Origin of the sequence: Bdellovibrio bacteriovorus, from assembly GCF_048286975.1 — a bacterium.
In the GTDB taxonomy this organism is placed as follows: Bacteria; Bdellovibrionota; Bdellovibrionia; order Bdellovibrionales; family Bdellovibrionaceae; genus Bdellovibrio; species Bdellovibrio bacteriovorus_H.
The window spans coordinates 1,516,781-1,538,092 of record NZ_JBLVRT010000001.1; the positions used below are offsets into that span (position 1 = coordinate 1,516,781).

The 21,312-nt window shown below is 50.3% G+C and carries 17 protein-coding genes; 11 read left to right on the plus strand and 6 right to left on the minus strand.

Annotated features, from left to right (window positions below; all coding sequences use genetic code 11):
* Positions 1 to 5 precede the first annotated feature (5 nt).
* The 3 genes from ACNQKP_RS07485 to ACNQKP_RS07495 form a co-directional block, all read right to left on the minus strand.
* A complete protein-coding gene (locus tag ACNQKP_RS07485; RefSeq protein ID WP_088564320.1) occupies positions 6 to 917 on the minus strand; it encodes an NAD(+)/NADH kinase in 912 nt (303 codons plus the stop codon).
* Positions 917 to 2,956 carry a M3 family metallopeptidase gene (locus tag ACNQKP_RS07490; protein ID WP_417863867.1) on the minus strand — a complete coding sequence of 680 codons (2,040 nt, stop codon included), beginning with the start codon at positions 2,954 to 2,956 and terminating at the stop codon, positions 917 to 919. The genes ACNQKP_RS07485 and ACNQKP_RS07490 overlap by 1 nt, the downstream gene beginning before the upstream one ends.
* A 487-nt stretch (positions 2,957 to 3,443) precedes the next feature.
* Positions 3,444 to 4,028: a hypothetical protein gene (locus ACNQKP_RS07495; protein WP_417863869.1), complete on the minus strand. Its 585-nt coding sequence runs from the start codon at positions 4,026 to 4,028 to the stop codon at positions 3,444 to 3,446.
* 254 nt (positions 4,029 to 4,282) lie between these two features.
* Between ACNQKP_RS07495 and ACNQKP_RS07500 the strand changes: the two genes are divergently transcribed.
* From ACNQKP_RS07500 to ACNQKP_RS07515, 4 genes are read left to right on the plus strand one after another with little or no spacing between them, the layout of a single operon-like run.
* Positions 4,283 to 4,798 (plus strand): hypothetical protein, encoded by a 516-nt coding sequence (locus ACNQKP_RS07500; RefSeq protein WP_417863871.1) that lies wholly within the window; start codon positions 4,283 to 4,285, stop codon positions 4,796 to 4,798.
* Between the two features lie 2 nt (positions 4,799 to 4,800).
* Complete coding sequence (locus ACNQKP_RS07505; protein ID WP_417863872.1) at positions 4,801 to 5,556, plus strand: hypothetical protein; 756 nt, start codon at positions 4,801 to 4,803, stop codon at positions 5,554 to 5,556.
* 18 nt (positions 5,557 to 5,574) lie between these two features.
* The gene (locus tag ACNQKP_RS07510) at positions 5,575 to 6,270 is read left to right on the plus strand and encodes an ABC transporter ATP-binding protein (protein ID WP_417863874.1); all 696 of its coding nucleotides are present in this window, start codon (positions 5,575 to 5,577) and stop codon (positions 6,268 to 6,270) included.
* The gene (locus tag ACNQKP_RS07515) at positions 6,270 to 7,478 is read left to right on the plus strand and encodes an ABC transporter permease (RefSeq protein ID WP_038448337.1); all 1,209 of its coding nucleotides are present in this window, start codon (positions 6,270 to 6,272) and stop codon (positions 7,476 to 7,478) included. The genes ACNQKP_RS07510 and ACNQKP_RS07515 overlap by 1 nt, the downstream gene beginning before the upstream one ends.
* Positions 7,479 to 7,510: 32 nt before the next feature.
* Here the strand turns inward: ACNQKP_RS07515 and ACNQKP_RS07520 are convergent, their stop codons facing one another.
* Positions 7,511 to 9,349: an NHL repeat-containing protein gene (locus ACNQKP_RS07520; RefSeq protein WP_417863876.1), complete on the minus strand. Its 1,839-nt coding sequence runs from the start codon at positions 9,347 to 9,349 to the stop codon at positions 7,511 to 7,513.
* A 332-nt stretch (positions 9,350 to 9,681) separates the two neighbouring features.
* Here ACNQKP_RS07520 and ACNQKP_RS07525 point away from each other — a divergent pair, with 332 nt between their 5' ends.
* Genes ACNQKP_RS07525 through ACNQKP_RS07550 form a run of 6 tightly spaced genes read left to right on the plus strand, consistent with a single transcriptional unit; the run spans position 9,682 to position 16,705 of the window.
* On the plus strand, positions 9,682 to 10,680 hold the full coding sequence (locus ACNQKP_RS07525) for a diacylglycerol/lipid kinase family protein (protein ID WP_088564328.1): 999 nt from the start codon (positions 9,682 to 9,684) through the stop codon (positions 10,678 to 10,680).
* An 18-nt stretch (positions 10,681 to 10,698) separates the two neighbouring features.
* Complete coding sequence (locus tag ACNQKP_RS07530; RefSeq protein WP_417863877.1) at positions 10,699 to 11,718, plus strand: SDR family oxidoreductase; 1,020 nt, start codon at positions 10,699 to 10,701, stop codon at positions 11,716 to 11,718.
* The gene (locus tag ACNQKP_RS07535; RefSeq protein ID WP_417863878.1) at positions 11,693 to 13,822 is read left to right on the plus strand and encodes a dehydrogenase; all 2,130 of its coding nucleotides are present in this window, start codon (positions 11,693 to 11,695) and stop codon (positions 13,820 to 13,822) included. Before ACNQKP_RS07530 ends, ACNQKP_RS07535 begins: the two co-directional genes overlap by 26 nt.
* A 9-nt stretch (positions 13,823 to 13,831) precedes the next feature.
* On the plus strand, positions 13,832 to 14,527 hold the full coding sequence (locus ACNQKP_RS07540) for an outer membrane lipoprotein-sorting protein (protein WP_417863879.1): 696 nt from the start codon (positions 13,832 to 13,834) through the stop codon (positions 14,525 to 14,527).
* Complete coding sequence (locus ACNQKP_RS07545) at positions 14,528 to 15,595, plus strand: hypothetical protein (protein ID WP_417863880.1); 1,068 nt, start codon at positions 14,528 to 14,530, stop codon at positions 15,593 to 15,595.
* Between the two features lie 12 nt (positions 15,596 to 15,607).
* Positions 15,608 to 16,705 carry a BtaA family protein gene (locus tag ACNQKP_RS07550; RefSeq protein WP_417863881.1) on the plus strand — a complete coding sequence of 366 codons (1,098 nt, stop codon included), beginning with the start codon at positions 15,608 to 15,610 and terminating at the stop codon, positions 16,703 to 16,705.
* A gap of 39 nt (positions 16,706 to 16,744) precedes the next feature.
* On the opposite strand, the gene ACNQKP_RS07555 is transcribed toward ACNQKP_RS07550, so the two are convergent.
* Positions 16,745 to 17,077 carry a hypothetical protein gene (locus tag ACNQKP_RS07555; RefSeq protein ID WP_417863882.1) on the minus strand — a complete coding sequence of 111 codons (333 nt, stop codon included), beginning with the start codon at positions 17,075 to 17,077 and terminating at the stop codon, positions 16,745 to 16,747.
* 219 nt (positions 17,078 to 17,296) lie between these two features.
* Between ACNQKP_RS07555 and ACNQKP_RS07560 the strand changes: the two genes are divergently transcribed.
* Positions 17,297 to 18,508: a hypothetical protein gene (locus tag ACNQKP_RS07560; protein WP_417863883.1), complete on the plus strand. Its 1,212-nt coding sequence runs from the start codon at positions 17,297 to 17,299 to the stop codon at positions 18,506 to 18,508.
* A 119-nt stretch (positions 18,509 to 18,627) separates the two neighbouring features.
* Here ACNQKP_RS07560 and ACNQKP_RS07565 read toward each other — a convergent pair whose 3' ends face one another.
* On the minus strand, positions 18,628 to 21,312 hold the full coding sequence (locus tag ACNQKP_RS07565; RefSeq protein ID WP_417863885.1) for a phosphoenolpyruvate synthase: 2,685 nt from the start codon (positions 21,310 to 21,312) through the stop codon (positions 18,628 to 18,630).

Below are 21,312 nucleotides of genomic sequence, written 5' to 3' on the forward strand. Positions count from 1 at the left end.
TAAGCTCAGTTTCGATCGCCGAATTTCAGTTTCTCGCGCAGTAAATGGAAATAGTTGTGATTGGCTTCACGAACCATCCAGTGGTCATAACAGGAACGGCTGATGATGACTTCGTCATCGGCCGTCAGTTCCGTCATCTTCTGTCCGTCCACGATGAAGTGGGCCTTCTGGGTTTTACCCTCCAGACGGAAAGAAAGCTCCCGGTCATCCGGGAACAACAACGGACGGGAAGTCAGGCTGTGCGGCGCCACCGGAGTCACTACAAACACCGGGGATTCCGGATGGCAGATAGGGCCACCGGCTGCCAGATTGTACGCCGTGGAACCCGAAGGGCTGGCCACGATGAAACCATCGGCCTTCACCTGACTTACCAGGAACTTTTCAGAATAAATCGCCGTGTTGATCAATTGGGACATCGAGCCCCTTTCAATCACCATGTCGTTCAGCGCATGGTACTCGGCACGAACCTTTCCCTTGCGCAGAATTTTGGAATAGATCATGGAGCGCGGACGCTGAACCATTTTCCCTTCCAGAGTTTTTTCGATGATATCAAAGCAGGAATCCGCACTGTGAGCCGTCAGGAACCCCAAAGAGCCCATGTTAAAGCCCAGAATAGGAACACTGCGACCTTCCAGCAAACGAACGGCACGCAAGTAGGTTCCGTCACCGCCAAGAACGATCACAAGTTTCAGATCGTCCATGTGCTTTTTGGTTTTCGCCGCCTTCGTGCCCGCAACCACTTTCTGATCAGGGCAGGTGAAGACGTCAAAGCCGCGTTCTTTCAAAAACTCCGCGACCTTTTTAGCCAAAGAGACCGCTTGCGCAGTCTCCAGGCGATAGACCAAACCAATGCTGCCGTTTTCTTTCAAAACCAGCTTGCTCTGTTTGTGTTCTTTGTCCATCGAACTCTTCTTCATTAAATCAGTCCATCACGACGCAAAAGAGCGTTTGGATCCGGCTCACGGCCGCGGAATTTCTTGTACAAATCCATCGGGTGCTCGGTGCCACCACGGCTCAGAACGTTGTCTTTGAACTTCTTGGCCACTTCCTGATTGAACAGGCCTTTTTCCTTGAAGTACTCAAAGGCATCCGCATCCAGAACCTCTGCCCATTTGTAAGAGTAATAACCCGCAGAATAACCGCCAGCAAAGATGTGGCCGAAGCTGCAAGAGGAATTCGCGCCATCCACTTTCGGGAACAGACGGGTTTCGGCCGTTGCCAGCTCTTCAAACGCATCCACGTCCTTGATAGTGCCCGGATCGGTTGAGTGCCATGCCATATCCATCAGACCGAATTGCAACTGACGGCAGGACATGTAACCCGCCTGGAATTTCTGGGAGCGTTTCAATTTCTCGATCAGCTCCGCCGGCATTGGTTCGTTGGTTTCGTAGTGACGGGCAAAGATGTCCAGGCCCTCTTTTTCACCCACCCAGTTTTCCATGATCTGGGAAGGAAGCTCCACGAAGTCCCAATAGACATTGGTACCGCTCAGGGAAGGATATGTACACTCAGACAGCATACCGTGCAAAGCGTGACCGAATTCGTGGAAGAGCGTGCGAACTTCGTCATACGTCAAAAGTGACGGCTTGGTCGGAGTCGGCTGCGTGAAGTTGCACACGATGCTGACGTGCGGGCGTTTCATTTCGCCGTCGATCAGACCCTGTGAACGGAACTGAGTCATCCAAGCGCCGCCTTTTTTGGTCTCGCGCGGGAAGTAATCCGTATAGAACAGACCCATGTATTTGCCAGAAGCATCTTCATAGATCTCGTAAGCTTTCACTTCCGGGTGATAGACCGGGATTTCTTTGTTTTCTTTGAACGTCAGGCCGTAAAGCTTCTTCGCGTGAGCAAACACACCTTCAACCACGTTTTCAAGTTTGAAGTAAGGGCGCAGGTCCTCTTCGTTGAAAGCGTAACGCTCTTCCTTCAGCTTTTCAGAATAATAAGCCACGTCCCAAGGTTTGATCTCTTTCAGGCCATCCAGCTTGTTCGCGAACTCTGTCAGTTCCTGAACGTCTTTCAGGCCCGCGTTCTTGGAAGCCGCCAGAAGTTTGTTCAGGAAGTCCATAACAGTTTTTGGGTTTTTCGCCATACGCTCTGCCAACACGAAATCAGCATGCGTGGTGAATTTCAAAACTTTCGCGCGCTTGTCACGAAGCTCAACAATTTTCAGAACGTTGGCCTGATTGTCGAATTCACCTTTGAAGGCTTTGGAAGAAAACGCTCTCCACATTTTCTCGCGAAGCGCGCGGTTTTTTGCATAAGTCATGAACGGAAGGTAAGAAGGGATCTGCAGATTGAACATCCACTTGCCGTCGTGACCTTTGGCTTTCGCCAAAGCCGCCGCACCTTCAAGTGTGCCTTCAGGCAAACCATCAACATCTTCTTTTTTATCCAAAAGCATTTCGAAAGAATTGGTCGCTTTCAAAACGTTCTCAGAGAATTTCGGACCAAGAACAGAAAGCTCCTGATCGATCTGACGAAGGGTCTCTTTGTCAGCCGCATTCAACAAAGCCCCATTGCGAGTGAACGACAAGTAAGTCTTTTCCAACAAACGAGTCTGTTCCAGATTCAGGTTCAAAGATTCACGCTTGTCATAAACAGCTTTCACACGCGCAAAGATCTCAGAATCCAAAGAGATGTCAGAGCTTAAAGCCGTCAGCATCGGATAAATATCTTTAGCCAAAGCCTGAAGCGCTTCATCCGCATGAGCCACTTCCAGGTTACTGTAGATCGTGGAAATCTGATCAGCATGAACGCTGGCCGCTTCCAAAGCCACAATGGTATTTTCAAAATCCGGAGCCGCCGGATTGGCTTTGATTTTAGCCACATTTTCTTTAGCCATCTTGATGGCTTCTTCAACCGCCGGCACATAGTGCTCAACTTTGATCAAATCAAAAGGCACTGCCTGATCTTTGTTTTTGAAGGGTTGCAAAAGAGGATTAGTCGTATTCATAGGAACCTCCATGGATAGAGTAAAAACACCCTTCTTTTCTTCCATGAAACCCCTGCGAAATAAAGCGAAAAACCCGGATAAAAAAATGACTCAACCCGACGCCACCAGACGGGTCAAACGACAGTACTTTTTAACTCCCAAACCCCGACGAAAAGACCACCCAGCGCCCAAACTGTGAGGACCGTGAATAATGCAGGAGTGACCAGCAAAGGGGGATTTCAAGTTTTTTACCCGAACAAGCCGGGAAAGAGGCATTGGGGAGAGGGGGGAGGCTTTATTGGGGCCTCCGGCCCAGGGATGGTCGCGAAGCGAGCGCCGGCAGAGGGCAGGAGCCCGTGCTCCAAGAAAGCCTTCCCCCTCTCCCCAAGGCCGCCGTCTAAAATTCTCTTCGGGTAAAAATGGAAAGCCCCCTTTGGTGGTTATTCCAAAGGGGGCGTATGATGCGGCATATTAGTCCGTTAAAACGGTCGAGAAGTGCCGCGCCTCTCTAGTTTTTAACACAAACTCCAAGATTCGAACCGGACAGAACTTGACGGCATGTCGCCCCGACACCGCAAGTGTTCCCTTGGCTCAAAACGCAGCTCTGAGTGAGGGTCTGAGAGCAGCTGGAGAAGCTGTTAGAATTCGTTGGAATATTGGAATACTGCGGATGATTGATCGTCATCTGCGGAGCTGACGGAATGGACATGTAGCCGAAGCCCCAGCCGTATCCGTAAGACCAGAAGAAATAGTCATTCCAGTAAGGGGTGATCAGCTGTTGCTGAACGCAGCCCAAACCAAATGTGCCGTTGTAAGTTGGCAGATACCCATTCGGACAACCACAGAACCCTTGCTGAGCAAAGATAGTCGAATAGTTGTAGGCATAGTTGTACAGGCCTGGATAAGGGATGAAACCCGAATAGTTGTAATAAGCGGTGTTATTACAATACGAAGTTCCGTTGATGCAGTTTAGCTGCAACGGTGTGGTCGCAATCTGACCGGGGTTAGTCACGGTGTTGTTTCCACCGTTGTTATCCGGTTGGCAGGCTGCCAACGCAAATACCGTCAGAACCAATGTTATGAGCTTTTTCATAAAGCACTCCAAGGTTAAAAAATCTTTCAACAATGCCTAGGACTCCAAGTTCTGTGCCTTATGAGTTTTTATTCAGGAGCCTTATATTCGATTTCAGGGCTCGTTTTTACAAAAGCAGGGCCCAAAAGCGTCACCCTGCGCCGCGAAAGGTTCCAGGTTTGAGACGGGGCGAGGGGGGTAAAAATGGGGATTTAGGGTTGGCAGAAGGGGTGTTCCCCTTTAGGCTTAAGGGATGTGTTCGAAAGGAGTCGATCATGATGAAGTACATTGGATGTGTATTGGCCGCTCTATTGGCTTTGCCTGCTCAAGCAGCCATCTCCAAACAACAAAGCAAACCTGCTGCTTCCAAAATTCTTTCTGGTGAAGGTGTCAGTTTCGGTGGTCTTGCCGGAACCGGTTTCACCTTGATGGATGTTCGCCGTACTGCGGATGCGGGAAAAAAAGTCGAGCGTATCGTGATTGATGTCGGTGATATCAACGGCGGCATGCTGCGCGGCTGGCCGGGTTATTACTATGCAGAGCTGAAGAAAAATCCTCAGCGTCTGGTGGTGGACTTTGCTCAGATGCCGAATGCCAATATCGATCAAAAACGTCTGACCGAAAGACTGAAAGGTTCTTTGGCCGTGGTGAAAACCAACATGAGCCTGGATCCTGTCGACAGTTCTTTGAATCTGACTCTGGATCTGAAAAAGAACACCAAAGTTCGTGTCTATCAGGTCGCGGGTAAAAAAAGCACCAGCAAGGTCGTCATTGACCTGATCACGGAGTAGTCGTGATCGTGCGGGGACTTCTTTTCGCGGCACTGCTGATTTCTGCAACTTCGGCGCAGGCCCGTGTTTTCAATATCAACAACGAAACTTTCGCCGCCTACTTTGACGTGTCGGCGGGGCCTTCCGCGATTGGTACGGGAGCCTTCGACGGTGAAGCCACCGGTTTAAGTTACAGCGGTGGTTCCGGTTACAATTACAGCGGCGAGTTCGGTTTCCTGTATACGCGCCAGTACATGAGTTTGCGTTTCGGTCTTGAGATCATCAGGCCCAGCGCGATTGAAGGCTCTTCGGCGACCAACGCTTCTGAAACAGAACTGTATACCGCCGACAGTCAGATTCTGGGCTATGCCCCGAAGCTTGGCGTTGAATTCAATTTGCAAAGCAACGCCAGATCCCGCTCCTTTGTGGCTTTGGGTGTGGGCGCTGCCAGTGTGACCATGAAGAACAGCTACACCCTGACGACCGACGGGCAGACAGCTTTCCCGGGTGTTTCCAACCATGATGTTGAAGCCAAAGGCTCCGGCACTTTGCTGAATGCCTCTTTGGGTTATGAAGGTCTTTTGACCGACACCACCACCATTGTTGTGGAAATGGGCTATCGGCAGTTGAATATCGAAAATCTGGAATACACGAAATCTGTCACCACTTTTAAGGGTCCGGTGAGCAGCGGTGACAAAGTCACCACGGCTGCGGGCGAGCAGCGTGACTTGAATCTGTCCGGCGCCTTTATCGCCATCGGCTTCCGCTTCTATCTTTAACTTCAAGGAGTCAGCAACATGAGTGCTCTGTATCGTCTTAAGGGCCTGGAATATTCATACCTTTGGAACGGCAAACAAGTGCCAGTTCTAAAAGGCATTGATCTGGAACTGGAAAAAGGCTGTTTCACCTGCATCGTGGGTCCGAGCGGAACGGGTAAAACCACTTTGCTGAATCTTTTGGGTTTGATTGATACTCCCAGCAATGGACACCTTGAGTTCGCGGGTGAAGACGTCACTCATCTTCCTGAATCTGAAAAAGAAAACGTGCGCCTGCACAAGGTTGGATTCATCTTCCAGTCTTTCTATTTGATCCCGACGTTGACGGTGCTTGAAAATACGTCTTATTTCCTGCCTTCTTTGGGTTACAACCACGCCAACGCCCACAAGGTGGCGATGGAAACCTTGGATCTGTTGGGTCTTGCCGATCACGCCAAGAAAAAACCGCTGGAACTTTCCGGTGGTCAACGTCAGCGTGTGGCTATTGCGCGAGCGATTGCCAAAAAGCCTGCGGTGGTACTGGCTGATGAACCGACGGCGAATCTGGATTCGGTGACCGCAGAAAAAACCATCAACGTCTTCAAAGAACTGCAGAAGTCTGAAAACACCAGTTTCATTTTCTCGACTCACGATTCGCACCTGGTGAGTTTCGCCAAATCCGTTTATCGCATGAAAGACGGCATGATCGACAACACGAAAAACCAGGAGGCTAAATAATGTTGGAACTGTTGAAAATCTCCTGGCGCAATCTGTTCAGAAATCCTCGCCGCACGTGGGCCAGTCTTTGTACGGTGGCTTTGGGCGCTGCAGGTTTGTTGATCTATCAGGGCTTTAACACCGGGGTTATGAATCAGTACCGTGAAAACGTGATTCATGGATACTATGGTTACGGTCAGGTGTTCCCGCAGAATTACTTCGGTAAAGTTCACGAAACCCCGTGGAAATTGTGGTTTGAAAACGCCGATGAAATCGAAAAGCAGATTCGCAGTTCTGCTTCTGTCACCGAAGTCTTCCCGCGTGTGTCCTTCTATTCTTTCATCGTCAAAGGTGGCATCACCCTGGGCGGTAAAGGTGAGGGCGTGATTCCAGAGCGTGAAAACAAGTTCTTCACTGAAATGAACTTTATCGAAGGCCATGACCTGCAAGGTCAGGATCAGATCATCCTTGGAAAAGGCCTGGCAGAAAGCATCGACGCAAAAACGGGTGATGTGGTGACTTTGCTGACCCAGACGGTGAATGGTCAGCTGAACGGGGCGGACCTGACGGTGGCGGGGATCTTCTTCACGGGTAAAAAAGTCATCGATGATTCCTTCTATCGTGTGGATTTGAAGCAGGCGCAGGCGCTGCTTGATACCACTCGTGTCGAGATGTTCTCGCTGGCGACAAAAGGGGTTGAGGCGTGGAAGGCTGTGGATGCGGATTTGCGCAAAGCCAATCCGTCTTTGGAAGCTGTGCCGTTTGAGATTCTGGATAAAAATTACTATCAGAACTCGGTGGACTTCCTGAATGCGCAGTTCTCGTTCATCCGTTCGATCATTCTGGTGATTGTGGCGATGGGGATTTTCAATGTGATTTCCACAGGCTTGCTGGAAAGAGCGGGGGAGATGGGAGCGTTGCGTGCGAACGGAGAAAAACGCAGTCGCTTGTTCAAGATCCTGATGATCGAAAACAGCTTGCTCGGCATTTTGGGCGGCTTCCTGGGGATTTGTATTGCGATTTTGGTGGATGCGACCTTGCTTCGTCAGGGGATTCCGATGCCACCGGCCCCAGGGATCACTCGTCAGTTCTTTGTGTTCCTGGATATTCAGCCCAGCCACTATCTGCAGGCTTTGCTCTTGCCGATGATCGCGACGGTTCTGGCAAGCTTGTGGCCGGTCCAAAAGCTGTTGAAGAAATCAATTCCGGAACTTCTGCGTTCCACATAAAACGAAAAAAGCGGCTTTTTAAGCCGCTTTTTTTATTCTGCCTGCACGACTCCAGATGAGCTGAATTTCTGCACCCGGCTGTTGCCGGCCTCTGAAACATAGAAGTTGCTGCCAGCGTCGACCATGATGTCGACTGGCATTGCAAACTCGCCCGCGGCAGCACCGGCCTGACCATAGGTGGTCATGTGCGCGCCGTCAGCAGAGAAGCGAACGATTTTATTTCCAGCGGCATCCGCTGCTAAAATACTGCCGTCTTTGTCTACGGCAATGCCGAAGATGGTGGTGATATTACCTGCGGCACCCGGCAAGATTGTCCAAGCTACACTGTTATCCGGGTTGATTTTCACCAATGCGCGGAATGGGGCGCCTGGACCCGTATTTTGTGCATCTGAAACAATCACACCACCATCACTCGTTGCCGCAACACTGATGGGTGAAATGATCTGTCCTGCTCCAATGGTTCCAATTTCCACTCCCGCTGTGGTGAGCTTTCGAATTACACCATTGGTGGCATCTGTCTGATAGATAACATCGGCTTCCAGCGTTTTGTCGTAAACGATATCCAGGAAGTACGTTGTGCCTGTTGGAGTGATCTCGCCAGCCGATGTTCCGTCCGGATTGTACTTCATGATCTTACCGGTAAGCAGGTTTGAACCATATATGATCCCCTGACTGTCGATGTCGATATCGTACATCATAGTGCCTGCCGCAAAGGACAGGTCACTGAACCCAGTAGTGTCAAAGCGCTTGATGCCACCCATATCGCTGACATAAGTGTTACCCAGGGTGTCTCGGGCCAGTCCAAGTGCATTTGACAAGGTGGGATCATATTTGCGGGCCAAAGCTCCGGTGGTTTTGTTGTAAACTCGGGTTGTAGAACTGTTCATGACATAGACTTCATTTCCAGCTTCGGCAAAGACAACGGGGCTGCTCGTGAACTGTGTGGCTCCGGCGCTTCCATCAGTGATAAAGAGCAAGGCTCCGGTCGGATCAAATGAAAGAAGATAGCCGTTGCTGTCGCTTTGACTGATCAGGAAGTTGCCATTGGATAAAAGTGTCAGGTCAGCGACGTTGCTGGATGCAACCGTTGCTGGTGCGACCGGCAGGATTTGTGTCGGCCAGGTGACCTTGCTGTCGAAGCTTCCGTTGGGCAGAAATTTTTGCAGTCGATCTGACCAGGTATCCACGACATAAACGTTCCCAGAGGAATCAAGAGTGAATTTGGTGTTACCCCAAAATTCGCCATCAGCGCTGCCGGATGTGCCGGCTCCGTAAGCCGCCATTTGGGCGCCGGTGCTTTTGTTGTATTTGCGAATCTGGTAGAAATAGCTCAAAGCCAGATAAACGTTGTCAGAAGAATCAAATGCAATGTCTTGGGCAGAAGGGAAGGTGCCGCCTTCTTGAACAAAGTCTTTAAAGACACCCTGAGAAACTCCATCAAGATTGTATTTTTGAATGTATTCGCGAACTGCGGTGCCCCCGCTTCTTTCTACAAGACCAACATAGATCAAGCCTGTAGAGTCCACTCCCAAAGAGGTTATTTCACCATCCGGCCACTTCGAGGCGACAGGAAGAGAAATGCTTTTCAGTGTTTTTCCCTCTGCAGTGAAAACATAAATTTTGTGGTCAAACAGAGAGGCACCAACAAACTTGTTTCCGGGTGCGGCACTCAAAAATGATTTGTGCTGAAGATTGAAGGCCGGTTGTCCCAGAGGAAAGGTTCCTTTAATAACCGAGACCGCAGGCGCTGGATCATCGTCTCCGATGGATGGGGAAATAAGCTGGCCGAAGCGATCCAGACTCATCGTGCATGCCGACGTGGTTAAGGCCAGAATGAGAAGTGCGAGCGAAGTTGAGGTTTTCTTGAACATAGTGCGTACCTTCTACGTGCCGTTTACGAGGTTTTTACGTCGTGTTTCATAATACTTTTCGGGATTTGTTAAAGAGCGCTCAAGATAATCAGAGTACTTTTGGTGCTTTTAGTGCTCCACGAGATACAAGGAGTCCTCATAAGATGACGTTTCGGTAATGGTAGCCAGCAGATCTGAGTGCGTGTTGTCTCAAAGTGAACACTTTTTGGTCAGCGGTGCCAAAATGACGTTTTGGGGCAGATTAATTCCTGTGAGATCCAATTGAATGCTTCTCAGGTTGATACAACTTGGGTATGAGGTTTGCTATATAGTCCTCTCGGAGAACCCATAATATGAGAGTGTCCGTCCTTGTTAATTCCAAAGCAGGCTCTGTGAATGCAGAGTTGATCGAGGCGAAAGTGCGTGAAGCGCTCTTCCGTTGCGATCTGCGTTTCTGTCGTCCTTCGACGATGACAGAGATGTTTGACTTTGTTCAGGAAGAACAAGCGAAGAAAACGGACTACTTTATTATCTGCGGTGGCGACGGCACTATCAATGTGGCGATTCAGGCCATCATGAAATATCAAAACGGTGCGCAGATTCCTCCGATTGCCATCGTTCGATCCGGCACAGCGAACGATCTGGCCCATGAAATCGGTGTATCCACCAGAATTGATACCGCGGTTCGCAACATCTTTGAAGGTGTTGTGAAAAACATCGACGTGATCGAAGTCAGCTCGGGTGAACAAGTCGCTTACATGCTGACTAACGGAGGCTTGGGGCTTCCGGCCAAAGCGGCCGAACTGGCCAATAAATTCCGTTCTCATCTGCAGACGCTGGCTAACTGTCCCAAGTCTGCCAAAGCCTATCGTTTCCTTGCACAAAAAAGCTATCACGCGGTCAAAAAAATGGGGCCGAGTGTTTATTCCATGATGACCGCCGAAGCGATTCGCACCTGGAATCCTGAAGGCTGGGGTCTGGAAATCGAAATTCCCGGAAAAGTGAATGTCGAAACATCGTCTCCGATCGTTCTGATCAACAATCAGCAAAAGATCGGATCCAGCTTTGTCCCGGCGCCGTTTACCTCCAATACAGACGGCACGGTGAACCTGCTGCTTTCTGAAACCAACAGTATTCCTGGGCACACTTTGGCGGCTTACCATCTTCGTCGCGGTTCCGTCGAGAAATCTCCGGTCTTTAAGTCTTTTGAACTCAAAGAGTTCAGACTAAAGAGCCAGAATCCCGAGCGTGCTTTGACTTTCTTTGGGGATGGCGAGATCCTTCTCAGAGATGTTCAGGAAATCACAGTTCGTTGCCTGCATCACGGACTGCCAGTCATGGTCCGACAATAGTTCTATTCGGAGGTCATCGTGACCAAACCACGCATTCTCGTTACCGGAGGCACAGGCTTCCTGGGTAAACGGGTCATTCCTTTGCTTCGCGAAAAATTCGAAGTGGACGTGTTGTCCCGTTCAGGCAAGACCGAAGTCCAGGGGGACCTTTGTCAGTGGAATGCAGGCCTGGATCTGGATGCTTTACGCAAAAAGAAATACGCCCTGTTTCTGCACATGGCTGGACTGTATGAGCTGACCGCATCCAAAGTGGATTGCTATCAACACAATATCTCGGCCATGGGCACGGCTCTGAAAGTCGCCGAAGCTCTTGAAATTCCCTTTTTCGTAAACACCAGCACCGTGGCAGCGGGAATCAATTCCCCTTTGACTGTGGTGAAACCCAACGATTTGAACTTCCAAAAGACTTTTCCGGATGCTTATTCGGAATCCAAAGCCCATGGCGAACAAGTCCTGCAAAACTGGCCGATGGTTCACACCACGGGTCGCATCAATCTGCGCCTGGGGGTTTTGGTCGGGGATACCAAGACCGGCAGCATTGAGCGCATTGACGGTCCCTATCATGCGGCGGAAGCGTTTAATAAAATTCGTTCGGTGGTTGAATCCATTCCGACGTCATTGCCTCTTCCGGGGAATGACAAAACCCGTTTGCCGCTGGTTCCGGTCGACAAGTGTGCTGAAGCCATTGTGAAATTCTGTGAGTGGGCGGTGCAGACCAAACCTCAGGGGTATCACAGCTTCCATGTGACCCCGAATCAGGGGTTGGCGGTTCGTGATCTTTATCTTTCGGCCTTGAAGTCCCAGGCAATTCCTCACAAAGGAGTGATCCTGGTCGATAAGATTTCCGAAGCCCTGGTGCTGAAGCTTTCCAGTTTCATCGCACGTTTCCCGGAAGAAGAACTGCATTATCTTATGAACTTCCCGATTTATGACACCACCAGCACCCGGGAAATCCTGGGTGAAACATGGTGTCCTGAATTCTTCCAATACGAACAAAAATTCTGGAGCGGATATGAAGCGTACGTATCGAATCGCTGAGATCAGTTTCGGACGCCCGCACTGGGATGCCGCTTATGAATTTGACTTTGCCGGGGATCACTATGAAGTTCAGCGCTTCAGTGCCAACTTCTCGGTTGATGCGGTTGTCAGACTGATCGAAACCCTGCGCAATCAGGTGGATGCCTTCGCCTTGACCAGCTTGCCACCAGTGATCAAGCTGGATCAGAAAAGCTACGTTCACCGGCAATACCTGGAAATCATGGCAACGCCTTCTCCGGTGCCTCTATGTGACGGGACGGGTTTGCGTGAAATCGCCAATATCAATTCTTTGGTGAAACATATCGAATCCGGCATCATTCAGCCGGAACGCGGGACGTTCTTCCCAACAGCTGTTCTTTGCACCGAGCTTGAAGAATACATCCGTCACCGTTACCGCAAATCAGTCTATATCGGCGATGCGTACTCGCTATTGGGTCTGCCATGGATGATTCAGCCCTTCCCGGGTTTGATGACTCTTTCCAAGCTGGCTTTGAATGTGGCGAACATCAAAGACATGAAGCGAAACACGCCGCTGGCGCAAACCAAGATGCAAAAGATCAGCCGGTCTTCTTTGGCCGCGCAGGTTGAAAATGTGCAGTACGTGTTCTGTGATCTGCCGATGTTGCTTTTGTTCGATCAGGCGACGGATTTTGTGCGCGGCAAGGATCTGGTGATCTGGTCGGCGCACCCGGCGATGGAGGAAGAAGCCAAAAAGTATTCCCCACGCAGTATCATCAATCTGTTTCCGGAAAACTACCGGGTGCATCCGTACATGAACTATTCCGTTCTGGATGCCATGCTGCGCTTGTCGCACAAACGCACGGCGGCTTTGTCCATCGAAGAATGGGAACAGCTCATCACCGAGGACGTCGAGATCCGTCAGGTGGCGCGCAAGTACGTGATGACCAGAAACTCATCCACGCAGACAAAGATCTCTCAAGGTTTCAATGCGGTTCGAAATAAGGTCTTCAGCCAGCCGGAGCCGGATTTTGCCTTCGTGATTCATGCGCTTTCTCATAATGACTTTATGCATGTGCCGGGACTGGGCGTGCTGAAGCACATGCCAAAAACCTGGAATGATCCGTTTGACCGTATGGCTGCGAAAGCGCCGCCGTTCGTCTATGGTCATATCAAGCACATCATCAGTGAAAGCAACGGCAAGGAAATCAACGGGATTATCTATGCCTTGCCAGCGACCCCGAAGGTGCTGAAGAATTCGGACCCGGAAGTGATCTATCGCAAGATTGAAAGCATCTGTTACGATGCCGCCAATCGCGGGGCGAAAATGATCGGCCTTGGCGCTTACACGAAAATTGTGGGCGATCAGGGAATCACCATCAATCAAAACAGCCCGATTCCCGTCACCACCGGGAACAGCCTCAGTGCCTCGGCCACCTTGTGGGCCCTGGCCGATGTGGTGCAGAAAATGCGCCTGTTGAAACAGGATCCGAACACGGGCTATGTCGATGGCATGGCGATGGTGATCGGGGCGACCGGTTCCATCGGTAAAGTTTCGGCGAAGTTGCTGTCGATGATCTTTAAACGCCTTTGTCTGGTGGCTCCACGACTCAACCGTCTGGAAGAGCTGCGCCAGGAAATCCAGCAGATGTCACCAAACTGTGAAGTTATCATCACCACCGATGCCAATGACCTGGCGGCGGATGCGGATGTCCTGGTGACAGCGACTTCGGCGTTTGATCACAAGATTGTCGATGTCATGCGCTTGAAGCCAGGCGCGGTGGTGTGTGATTGTTCTCGTCCTCTGGATTTCGACATTGAAGATGCGAAACAGCGTCCGGATGTTTTGATTATTGAATCCGGTGAAGTGGTCTTGCCGGGTCCAGTGGAAATGAATTTTGATATGGGTCTTCCGGGGAACACCGTGTATGCGTGTCTGGCGGAAACAGCGCTGCTGACTTTGGAAGGTCAGTATGAACCGTTCACCATGGGCCGCGATATCGAGTGGCACAAAGTAAAACAGATATATCAGATGGCGAAACGCCACGGGGTCAAACTGGCGGCGATCCAGGGGCATACCGGAATCATCACTGACAAGGAAATCGAACTGACCCGTGAACTGGCGTTGTCTAAAAGAAAAAAATAAGGAGATGTCATGAAGACACTTTTGGCGATCAGCAGCTTGTTATTCTCTTTGCATGCCCTGGCGGAAAATCCCGCTGAATGGGTGAAAAAAGCGGACAATATCCGCAACCCTGCTGAATCCTATGAAATGAAAATCAAGGTCGAGACCTCTGAAAACACCTCGGTGTTCCAGGTTTATTTGAAAGGTCAGGACAAAACCCTGATCGTCACCAAAGAACCGGCCCGCGACAAGGGCCGCAACATGCTGATGCTGGATCGTGATTTCAATGCCTATGTTCCGAATCTGAAGCGTTCCATGCGCCTTTCTTTGGCGCAAAAGCTTTCCGGTCAGGTGGCGAACGGGGATATTTCCCGCACCCGCTGGTATGGTGACTATGATGTGACCAAAGAAAGCGAAAACGCCAACGAAGTTCAGCTGCTTTTGAAGGGCAATAAAGACAACCTGACTTATGCGTGGGTTCGCCTGTGGCTTAAGAAAGGGAGCTTTGCTCCATTGCGTGCGGAATATCTGGGTTTGAACGGTAAAACGGTCCTGAAGCGCGCAAGCTTTGAAGACTATAAAAGCATCTCGGGTGCAGTTCGCCCAACGACTTTGAAAATCGAAGACACCAACAAACAAATCAGCTACATCCGCATTCTTTCCATGGACAAGAAGGACTTCAGTGACTCCTTCTTCACGGTCCGCAATATGGAGAGCATGAAATAAGTGAGATTTCTGGTTCTTCTGACGCTTCTGATGATGACTCCTTGGGCGAGGGCAGACCTGGTGTTTGCGCCTCGCTATGAGTATATCCGTGGTCAGGAGGACGAACTTGCCAATCGTTTGATTCTGAAAGGCAAACTCAACAGCAACTTGGGGCCCTTCGGCATCTTCATTGAAGGCTTCGGCGACTTTGAAGGCAATGAAGATCAGGCCTATATCCGCCGGTCTCCGTCCAAAGGATACTTGCAGGAAGCCTATCTGGAATTCAAACTGGATTCATTCTATGTGCGTGTGGGTCGTCAGGCCATCCGTTGGAGTGAAATGTGGTCCCTGCCTTCTCTCGATGTATGGTCGGGCCGTCGCTGGGCAAGATTGTTCTTTGATCCGTTCCAGGATCAGCTGACTCATCCGACCGGGGCGTCTTTTTCTTATGCCCGTGAAACGTGGTCTTTGGATCTGGTCGGAATCGGGGATGTGGCAGAGTCCACCTACCCCATCCCGGCACCAGAGCCTGTGGAAGAAAAAAACACCAGTTTTGGTGGCCGTTTGAAGATGGACGTCAAAGGTTTTGGTCTGTCGCTGGTGTCAGCGCAGATTCTGAATCGCAATCACTATGGTTTCACCGCCAACTATGCCTTTGAAACCGCAGTTCCCAAATTTGAGTACGGCTATGTCGACGACACCACCTTGCCGGACACGATCAAAAGTGATCGCAGCTTTGGTACGGTGGGGATGGATCTGTTCCTGGGGAACTGGGTGGTGCTGCCACAGGTGACGGCATATGAAGTCAACACACTGACGGGGACCCAAACTCAAGTGTCTTATTACGTCAGTGCGCAGTGGAATCCAAACCGTCATGACGTGTTTTTCCAGCTTTATCAGAACGACACCACCAAGGATCTTTTTATGAACGCCAGTTATGGTTATAACTGGACGGACTATTTTACCTCCACCATCTTTGCCCAGAGCTATCAGGGGAAAGACGGCGGGCTTTACGATATGTATGAAGAAATCACCGGCGGTTATGTCGTCGGCTTGCGTTTGGAATTTACCGGCAGTTTGCCTTTTTAACGGGAGTCAGCAATGGCAAAAGAATACTTTTCTGATTTGAACTACACCCTGTCCAACGAAGATACGCGCATTGAATTTGAACTGTTGCCCGAAGGCGCCAACCGCGTATTCAGCATCGCCGGATCCGGGGCTCGCTGTCTGCCGCTGATTGCAAAGAATCCGAAATATCTGGATGTCATCGACATGTCGGTCAGTCAGCTTTACCTGTGCGAGCTGCGCCTGCAGGCCATGAAGAATTTGACCTATGAGGAATACCTGTTCCTTATGGGTTATCGTGGGGCTTTACAAGGCGGCCATGATGAAGGCGACAGTCGTGAAGAGCTGTTCAAGCGTTTGACCTTATCTGCTGCAGCCACCAGTTACTGGCAAGATCGCGTGGAAGGCTGGAAGCCGCGTGGATTTATTCTGTTGGGCCGCTGGGAATCCCATTTCCAGAAGCTGGGGTATCTTTTCCGTGATGTCTTGCAGTGTGATTTCAGCAAGGTCTTTGCCGCACAAACTTTGTCCGAGCAAATCGAGCTTTATGAAAAGCACTGGCCGAAAATCCGCTGGAACAGTTTCATCCGTGTAGCTGCCAGTGAATTTGTATTTAACAAGTATCTGTACAAAGGCCACTTCAGTGGTCGTGCCGATCACAAAACCGAGCAGCGGGCCCCGTGGCAGTTTATCATGGAAGAGTTTGATCGTATCTTCCGCACGCAGTTGGTTCGCAAAAACTATTTCATGCAGATCCTTTTCCTGGGTCGTATTGCCTATGAAGAAGGCCTTCCCTTGGAAGCGCACGAACACATTGTCGCGGCGGTGAAGAAGTCCAAAACCGAAGTGCGCTATTTGCACGGCAACCTTCTGGAAGAACTGCCAAAGCATGCCTATGACTTTATCTCTTTGTCTGACACGATTTCTTACCTTGAACAGCGTGATGCCAATCAGATTTTGCAAAGACTGAACACAGACAGCAAAGCCGGCACCCAGATGGTGATCCGATCCTTCATGCGTGCGCCAACGGCGATTGATCTGAAGGGGTGGGAAGAGCTCGGCGACAAGAATGTCTGGGCTCAAAACAAAGATGGAACTGGCGTGTACCAATTCCATATCTTTAGAAAATCTTAGAATAAAAAAGGGAACCACTAGGTTCCCTCTTTTTTTGGTTTATTTTTCGCTGCAGCTCACATCGGCTACTTTTCCGTATAGTGCCATTTGACCGTTTCCAGAGGCATCCAGCAGCAATTCCACTTTATTAGGGTTGGATTCGCTGACTTGGCCTTTAACTGCCACGATGTGATCGTTGGTGTGCTTGATCACCAGGAAGCGCTCTTTCTGCTCGCTCAGATAGTTCACAGTGATGGTTTCTTCACCGCCATCGCGGTCTAAAGTTAAATAATCCATGATATGGGACTGAGTCGTGCACTCCAGGCCATAAGCGGAAGCGTTCACGGCGGAAAGACTCAAAGCTACAAGGACAAGCGATTTCAGAATTTTCATATAATCTCCATTTTTAAGTCACACGGGGACAGGTGCGAGAGTTATGCCCATTTCAGAGGGAAAACGCAGGCTTTACAACGGGCTTTGCTGTCTAAGTTTTTGACAATGTGACGTTTTACTGAACTCTTTTCAGGCGGTTTTGTGAATTATCACAGAATGTTCAGATCGCCTCGTGTTTGTGGTAGAACGTGGCCTCTGTTTTTAACTTGTGAGGTCTAAATGAAATTCAAGCTTCTTGTGGGAGCTCTGGCCTTTGTGGCGGGTTCCTGGGCGCAAAAAAGTGCGGCCTATCTGATTGCTTCTGAACCGGCGAAGCTTCGTGCAGGCGTTCCTACTGACGTATTTGTAGCGGGATTTGGTAATGATCAGGGGACACAGTTCCTTCAGTCCGCGATCATTGGCGCTAAAGTCTCCCGTGACCGTTTCCCACAAAGACAGCGCGTGATTATCAGCGCGGTGAATGAATCCCTGTCCGCGGAAAGCGCGATGCTGGCTAATGCAGGCTTTGGCTTCCGTAAGGCTGACAACGACGATCTGGGTAAAGAACGCCTGGTATTGGCTCTGCAGTATTTGAATGCGCCGATTTCTTCTTTACAGTTCTATGGACATGCCAATACCTATAATGGTTTCCGCCTTCAGGACAAACGAGACCGTTTGGATCATGAAGACGAAGAGTTCGCACAACTGGGCAGCGTTTTGGCGCCGAATGCCTTTGTGGTGTTCCATTCCTGCAACTCGGGTTGGCTGTTGGCCCCGGCGGCGGCAAAAATGTGGCGTCGCCCGGTGTTTGGTTCTTTCGCATCTTCTGATTTCCAAGAGATGATGACTGACGGCAACTGGTACTATCACGATGTTGGCTACTATCCAGAAAACCTGACTCGCATCGGCACTACGTCCCGCATCACCCAGCAGACGCTGGAATGCACGACTAAAAAATGTCTGCGTTTGAAGCCAGTAAACTCTCCTTATGTTGATTCCTTCGGTACATTCAGCCGTGGTTTGGGTTTCTATAAAGTGTTCTCTCCGGTAGATGCTTTGATTCCTCAAGCGATGATTCACTTCACATTGTTAACTCCAACTGTGAAGCCACTGACTTTGCAGTCCTCCCGTGCAGATATTATTGATGCGGTGAAGGACTGGATGTGTCCTTCTGACAAGTCCGGCGTTCGCCGCAGAGCTTGTTCTGAGGCTATTGACACTCAAGCTTTCATGACCAACCCGACATTGAGCTTCTTTAATGGAACACCTGTGGCCTGCAACAACACCAGTTGCTCCACCACTGTGAAGTGTAAAGTTTTGAAGAAACTTGTTGGTGCAGTTCCCTGCACGACGGTGGATCTGGATTCCCGCAAGTCCACAGTGTTCTCTGATCAGCTGAAAATGATCTTCAAAGGTCTTGAACAGTTTGAACTTGGTACCTTGAAACTTTAGTCCCTAAAAATGCTTTCCCCAAAAAGCAAAAGGGCTGCGATAAATTTCGCAGCCCTTTTTTTTTCGGCTTCGCCGGCAGTGCTGGAGCACCAGCAGGTGCGCAAGCTGAAGCAGCGTCGCTATTCTGACAGGATTTTGATGGTTCCGGCTTTGGCGTCAATCCGCACGCGCATTCCGGTTTTCAGTTTCTTGGTCAGTCCTGGGATGCTGACGATCGCCGGGATTCCCATTTCTCGGGCCACGATGGCGGAATGCGAAAGCAGACTTCCTCGTTCCACCAGCAGACCTGAAATCGCCGGATACAGTGGAACCCATCCTGGATCGGTTCGGGCAGTGACCAGAATCTCGCCATTCAGATCCAGGTTGTCGCTTGGATTGATGATGACTTTCACCACACCTTCAAGCACCCCCGGACAACACGGCAGACCTTTCAGATCCCAGTCGCCAGTTTCACTGCTGGCCTGAGACAGGTCTTCTTCTTTGATAAATGTGTTGTTCCAATAAACCGCTCCACGGGTCATAACACGCGGGTCGGTTTCTTCGGTGAAGCGGGCATAGTCCTTCTTGCGAAGTTCCACGAAGGCTTTCAGATCGAATGACGGCAGGGTGCCGTTGTAAATCCCAAAGACCTCTTCGATGGTCAGCCAGAAGATATCGCGTGGATTCTCCAGAGCACCCAAAGATGCCAGGTCTTCACCGATAGTCTGGAAGATCGTGCGCGCAATCCCGTAAATGCGGGTGCGGGCAAAGCGCGTGTTCTCGCGGTTTTTCACCGCTTTGCGGGCGTGTTTCAGAACCCAGAAATAGATTTTCTGTTTTATTCCCGTCAGATGCCCGGCCACTTTGGCTTCGGCCTGCTGGCGCAGATTCTTTTCGTGGGTGTCGTCATGGGCCTCAACCTGACCGGCTTTCAGATAGTTCTTCAGACACACAAACAGATAGCTTGGGTCGGTCAGAAGATCGATCTCCTCCAGTTTCATTTCGCTCATGCAGCGGAAGCCGAAGCGATCCAGATAGTCCAGCACCAGCTTATAGAACTCGGTGTATTGAGACTGATTCAGGGCTTCAAGGCCTTCTTTCGGATCGGTTTCTTCAATCAGTTTGCGCAGGCCTTCATTCTGGTTGGCTTTTGCTGCCAGTCGCAACAACGCCTTGGTGGGTTCGGCACTTTCCAGTCCGCCTTCGCCAGCCAGAAGATCATTCTGAATGGTGGAATCAAGTTCCTTCAGCCAGGTGGTCGTCAGTTTGCGCAAAAGACCAAAGTGCACCATGCACAGGAAGTCATTGATGATCGGCGCCTTCCAGCGGCCCAGCATGTTTCTTTCCACATCCATGTACACGCGGATCAACTGATCTCCGCGCATGCGTTTTAGCGGCATGGCACGGAAACGGTCATAGTCCTTGTGGAAGGTGGTCAGGAAGTCATCAACGACTGTCTGAATAGTGAAGTGGTATTTGATAAAGTTAAAGCCCGTGATCGCCTTGCGCAGGCGGCCCACCGGAGTGTCCCAGGAAGGATGGGGCTTGATACGATTGGCGATTTCATCGCTGAGTGCTTCAGAAACACCCATCATGGTTTCCATGAACTCGCGGTTTTGTTTAAAGCCCGGCAAGACACCGACCAGCTTGTACCAGTTAAACAGATTATAGTAAACGCGTCCGTTCAAAGACCCCAGCATATAGCTTAGGTACGAGTCCATGTCCTTGATGATGTCGTTGGGAACCCCCAGAACCTCACAGAACTGCACATAGACGGCTTTGTAGTTTCTTAGCGCGAAGCTGAAACTCAGTGGCGACGTCAATCCCCCATAGGATTCGATGATGTTCGAGTTGTCCCAAAGATTCGGATAACCAATCAGATCCTGATCAAGGCTTGTGACCGGACGGGTTTGCAGAATATAGATCTTGCCACTTTCCACGGCCCACTCGATATCCTGAGGGCGGTGGTATTGTTCCTGAATTTTCTGTCCCAAGCGGTACAGGCCATTCATTTCTTCAGAGCTTAAAGAGGCGGTGTTCACTTTATCCCCGCTGACCGGTTTCATTTCGCAATGACCGGAAGCGGATTTTTTCATCATCTCTTTTTTCTCGACCAGTTCTTCACGCAGCATCTTTCCGCTTTTGGCATCAAGCCAGAACGAATCCGCATCCAGAGCTCCGGAAACAAGGCCTTCGCCCACGCCATACACCGAGGAAACGACGAAGGTGTCGGTTTTTTTCGCCACGGGGTCACAGGTAAATAAAACACCGGATTTATCCGGGTCAATCATGCGCTGAAGAACCACAGACACCGAGATTTTCTTAAGATCAATTTTGTTTTCCAGGCGGTACACCAGACCGCGTTCAGAAAACGCCGAAGCCCAGCACTGACGAATGTATTTCAGAATGTCGGCTTTGCCAGAAACATACAGATAGCTTGAAAGCTGTCCGGCAAAAGAATGCGACAGACTGTCTTCGTCCGCGGCGGAAGAACGCACGGAAAAGACCTTGTCAGACCCCAGGGACTGCAAGGCTTCTTCCAAAGAAGATTCAACCGTTGCCGGCAGGGGAGTCGATTCAAACAAATTTAAAACTTCTTTTTCCGCCAAAGCGGGTGTCAGCTCCTGACGAAGCAGGCGGTCTAAAATTCCTTCCAGACGGATTTTCACGTCCGCGGACTGAAGGAATTCATGGAAGTAGCGCTTGCCGAAAACCACCCATTCAGGAACCGGCAAGCCGGCCTGGGACATCAGATAGAGATTGAAGCCTTTACCACCGGCTTCGTTCTTTGCAAAAAACAGGGTCGATTTGGGGGTGACAAGCAT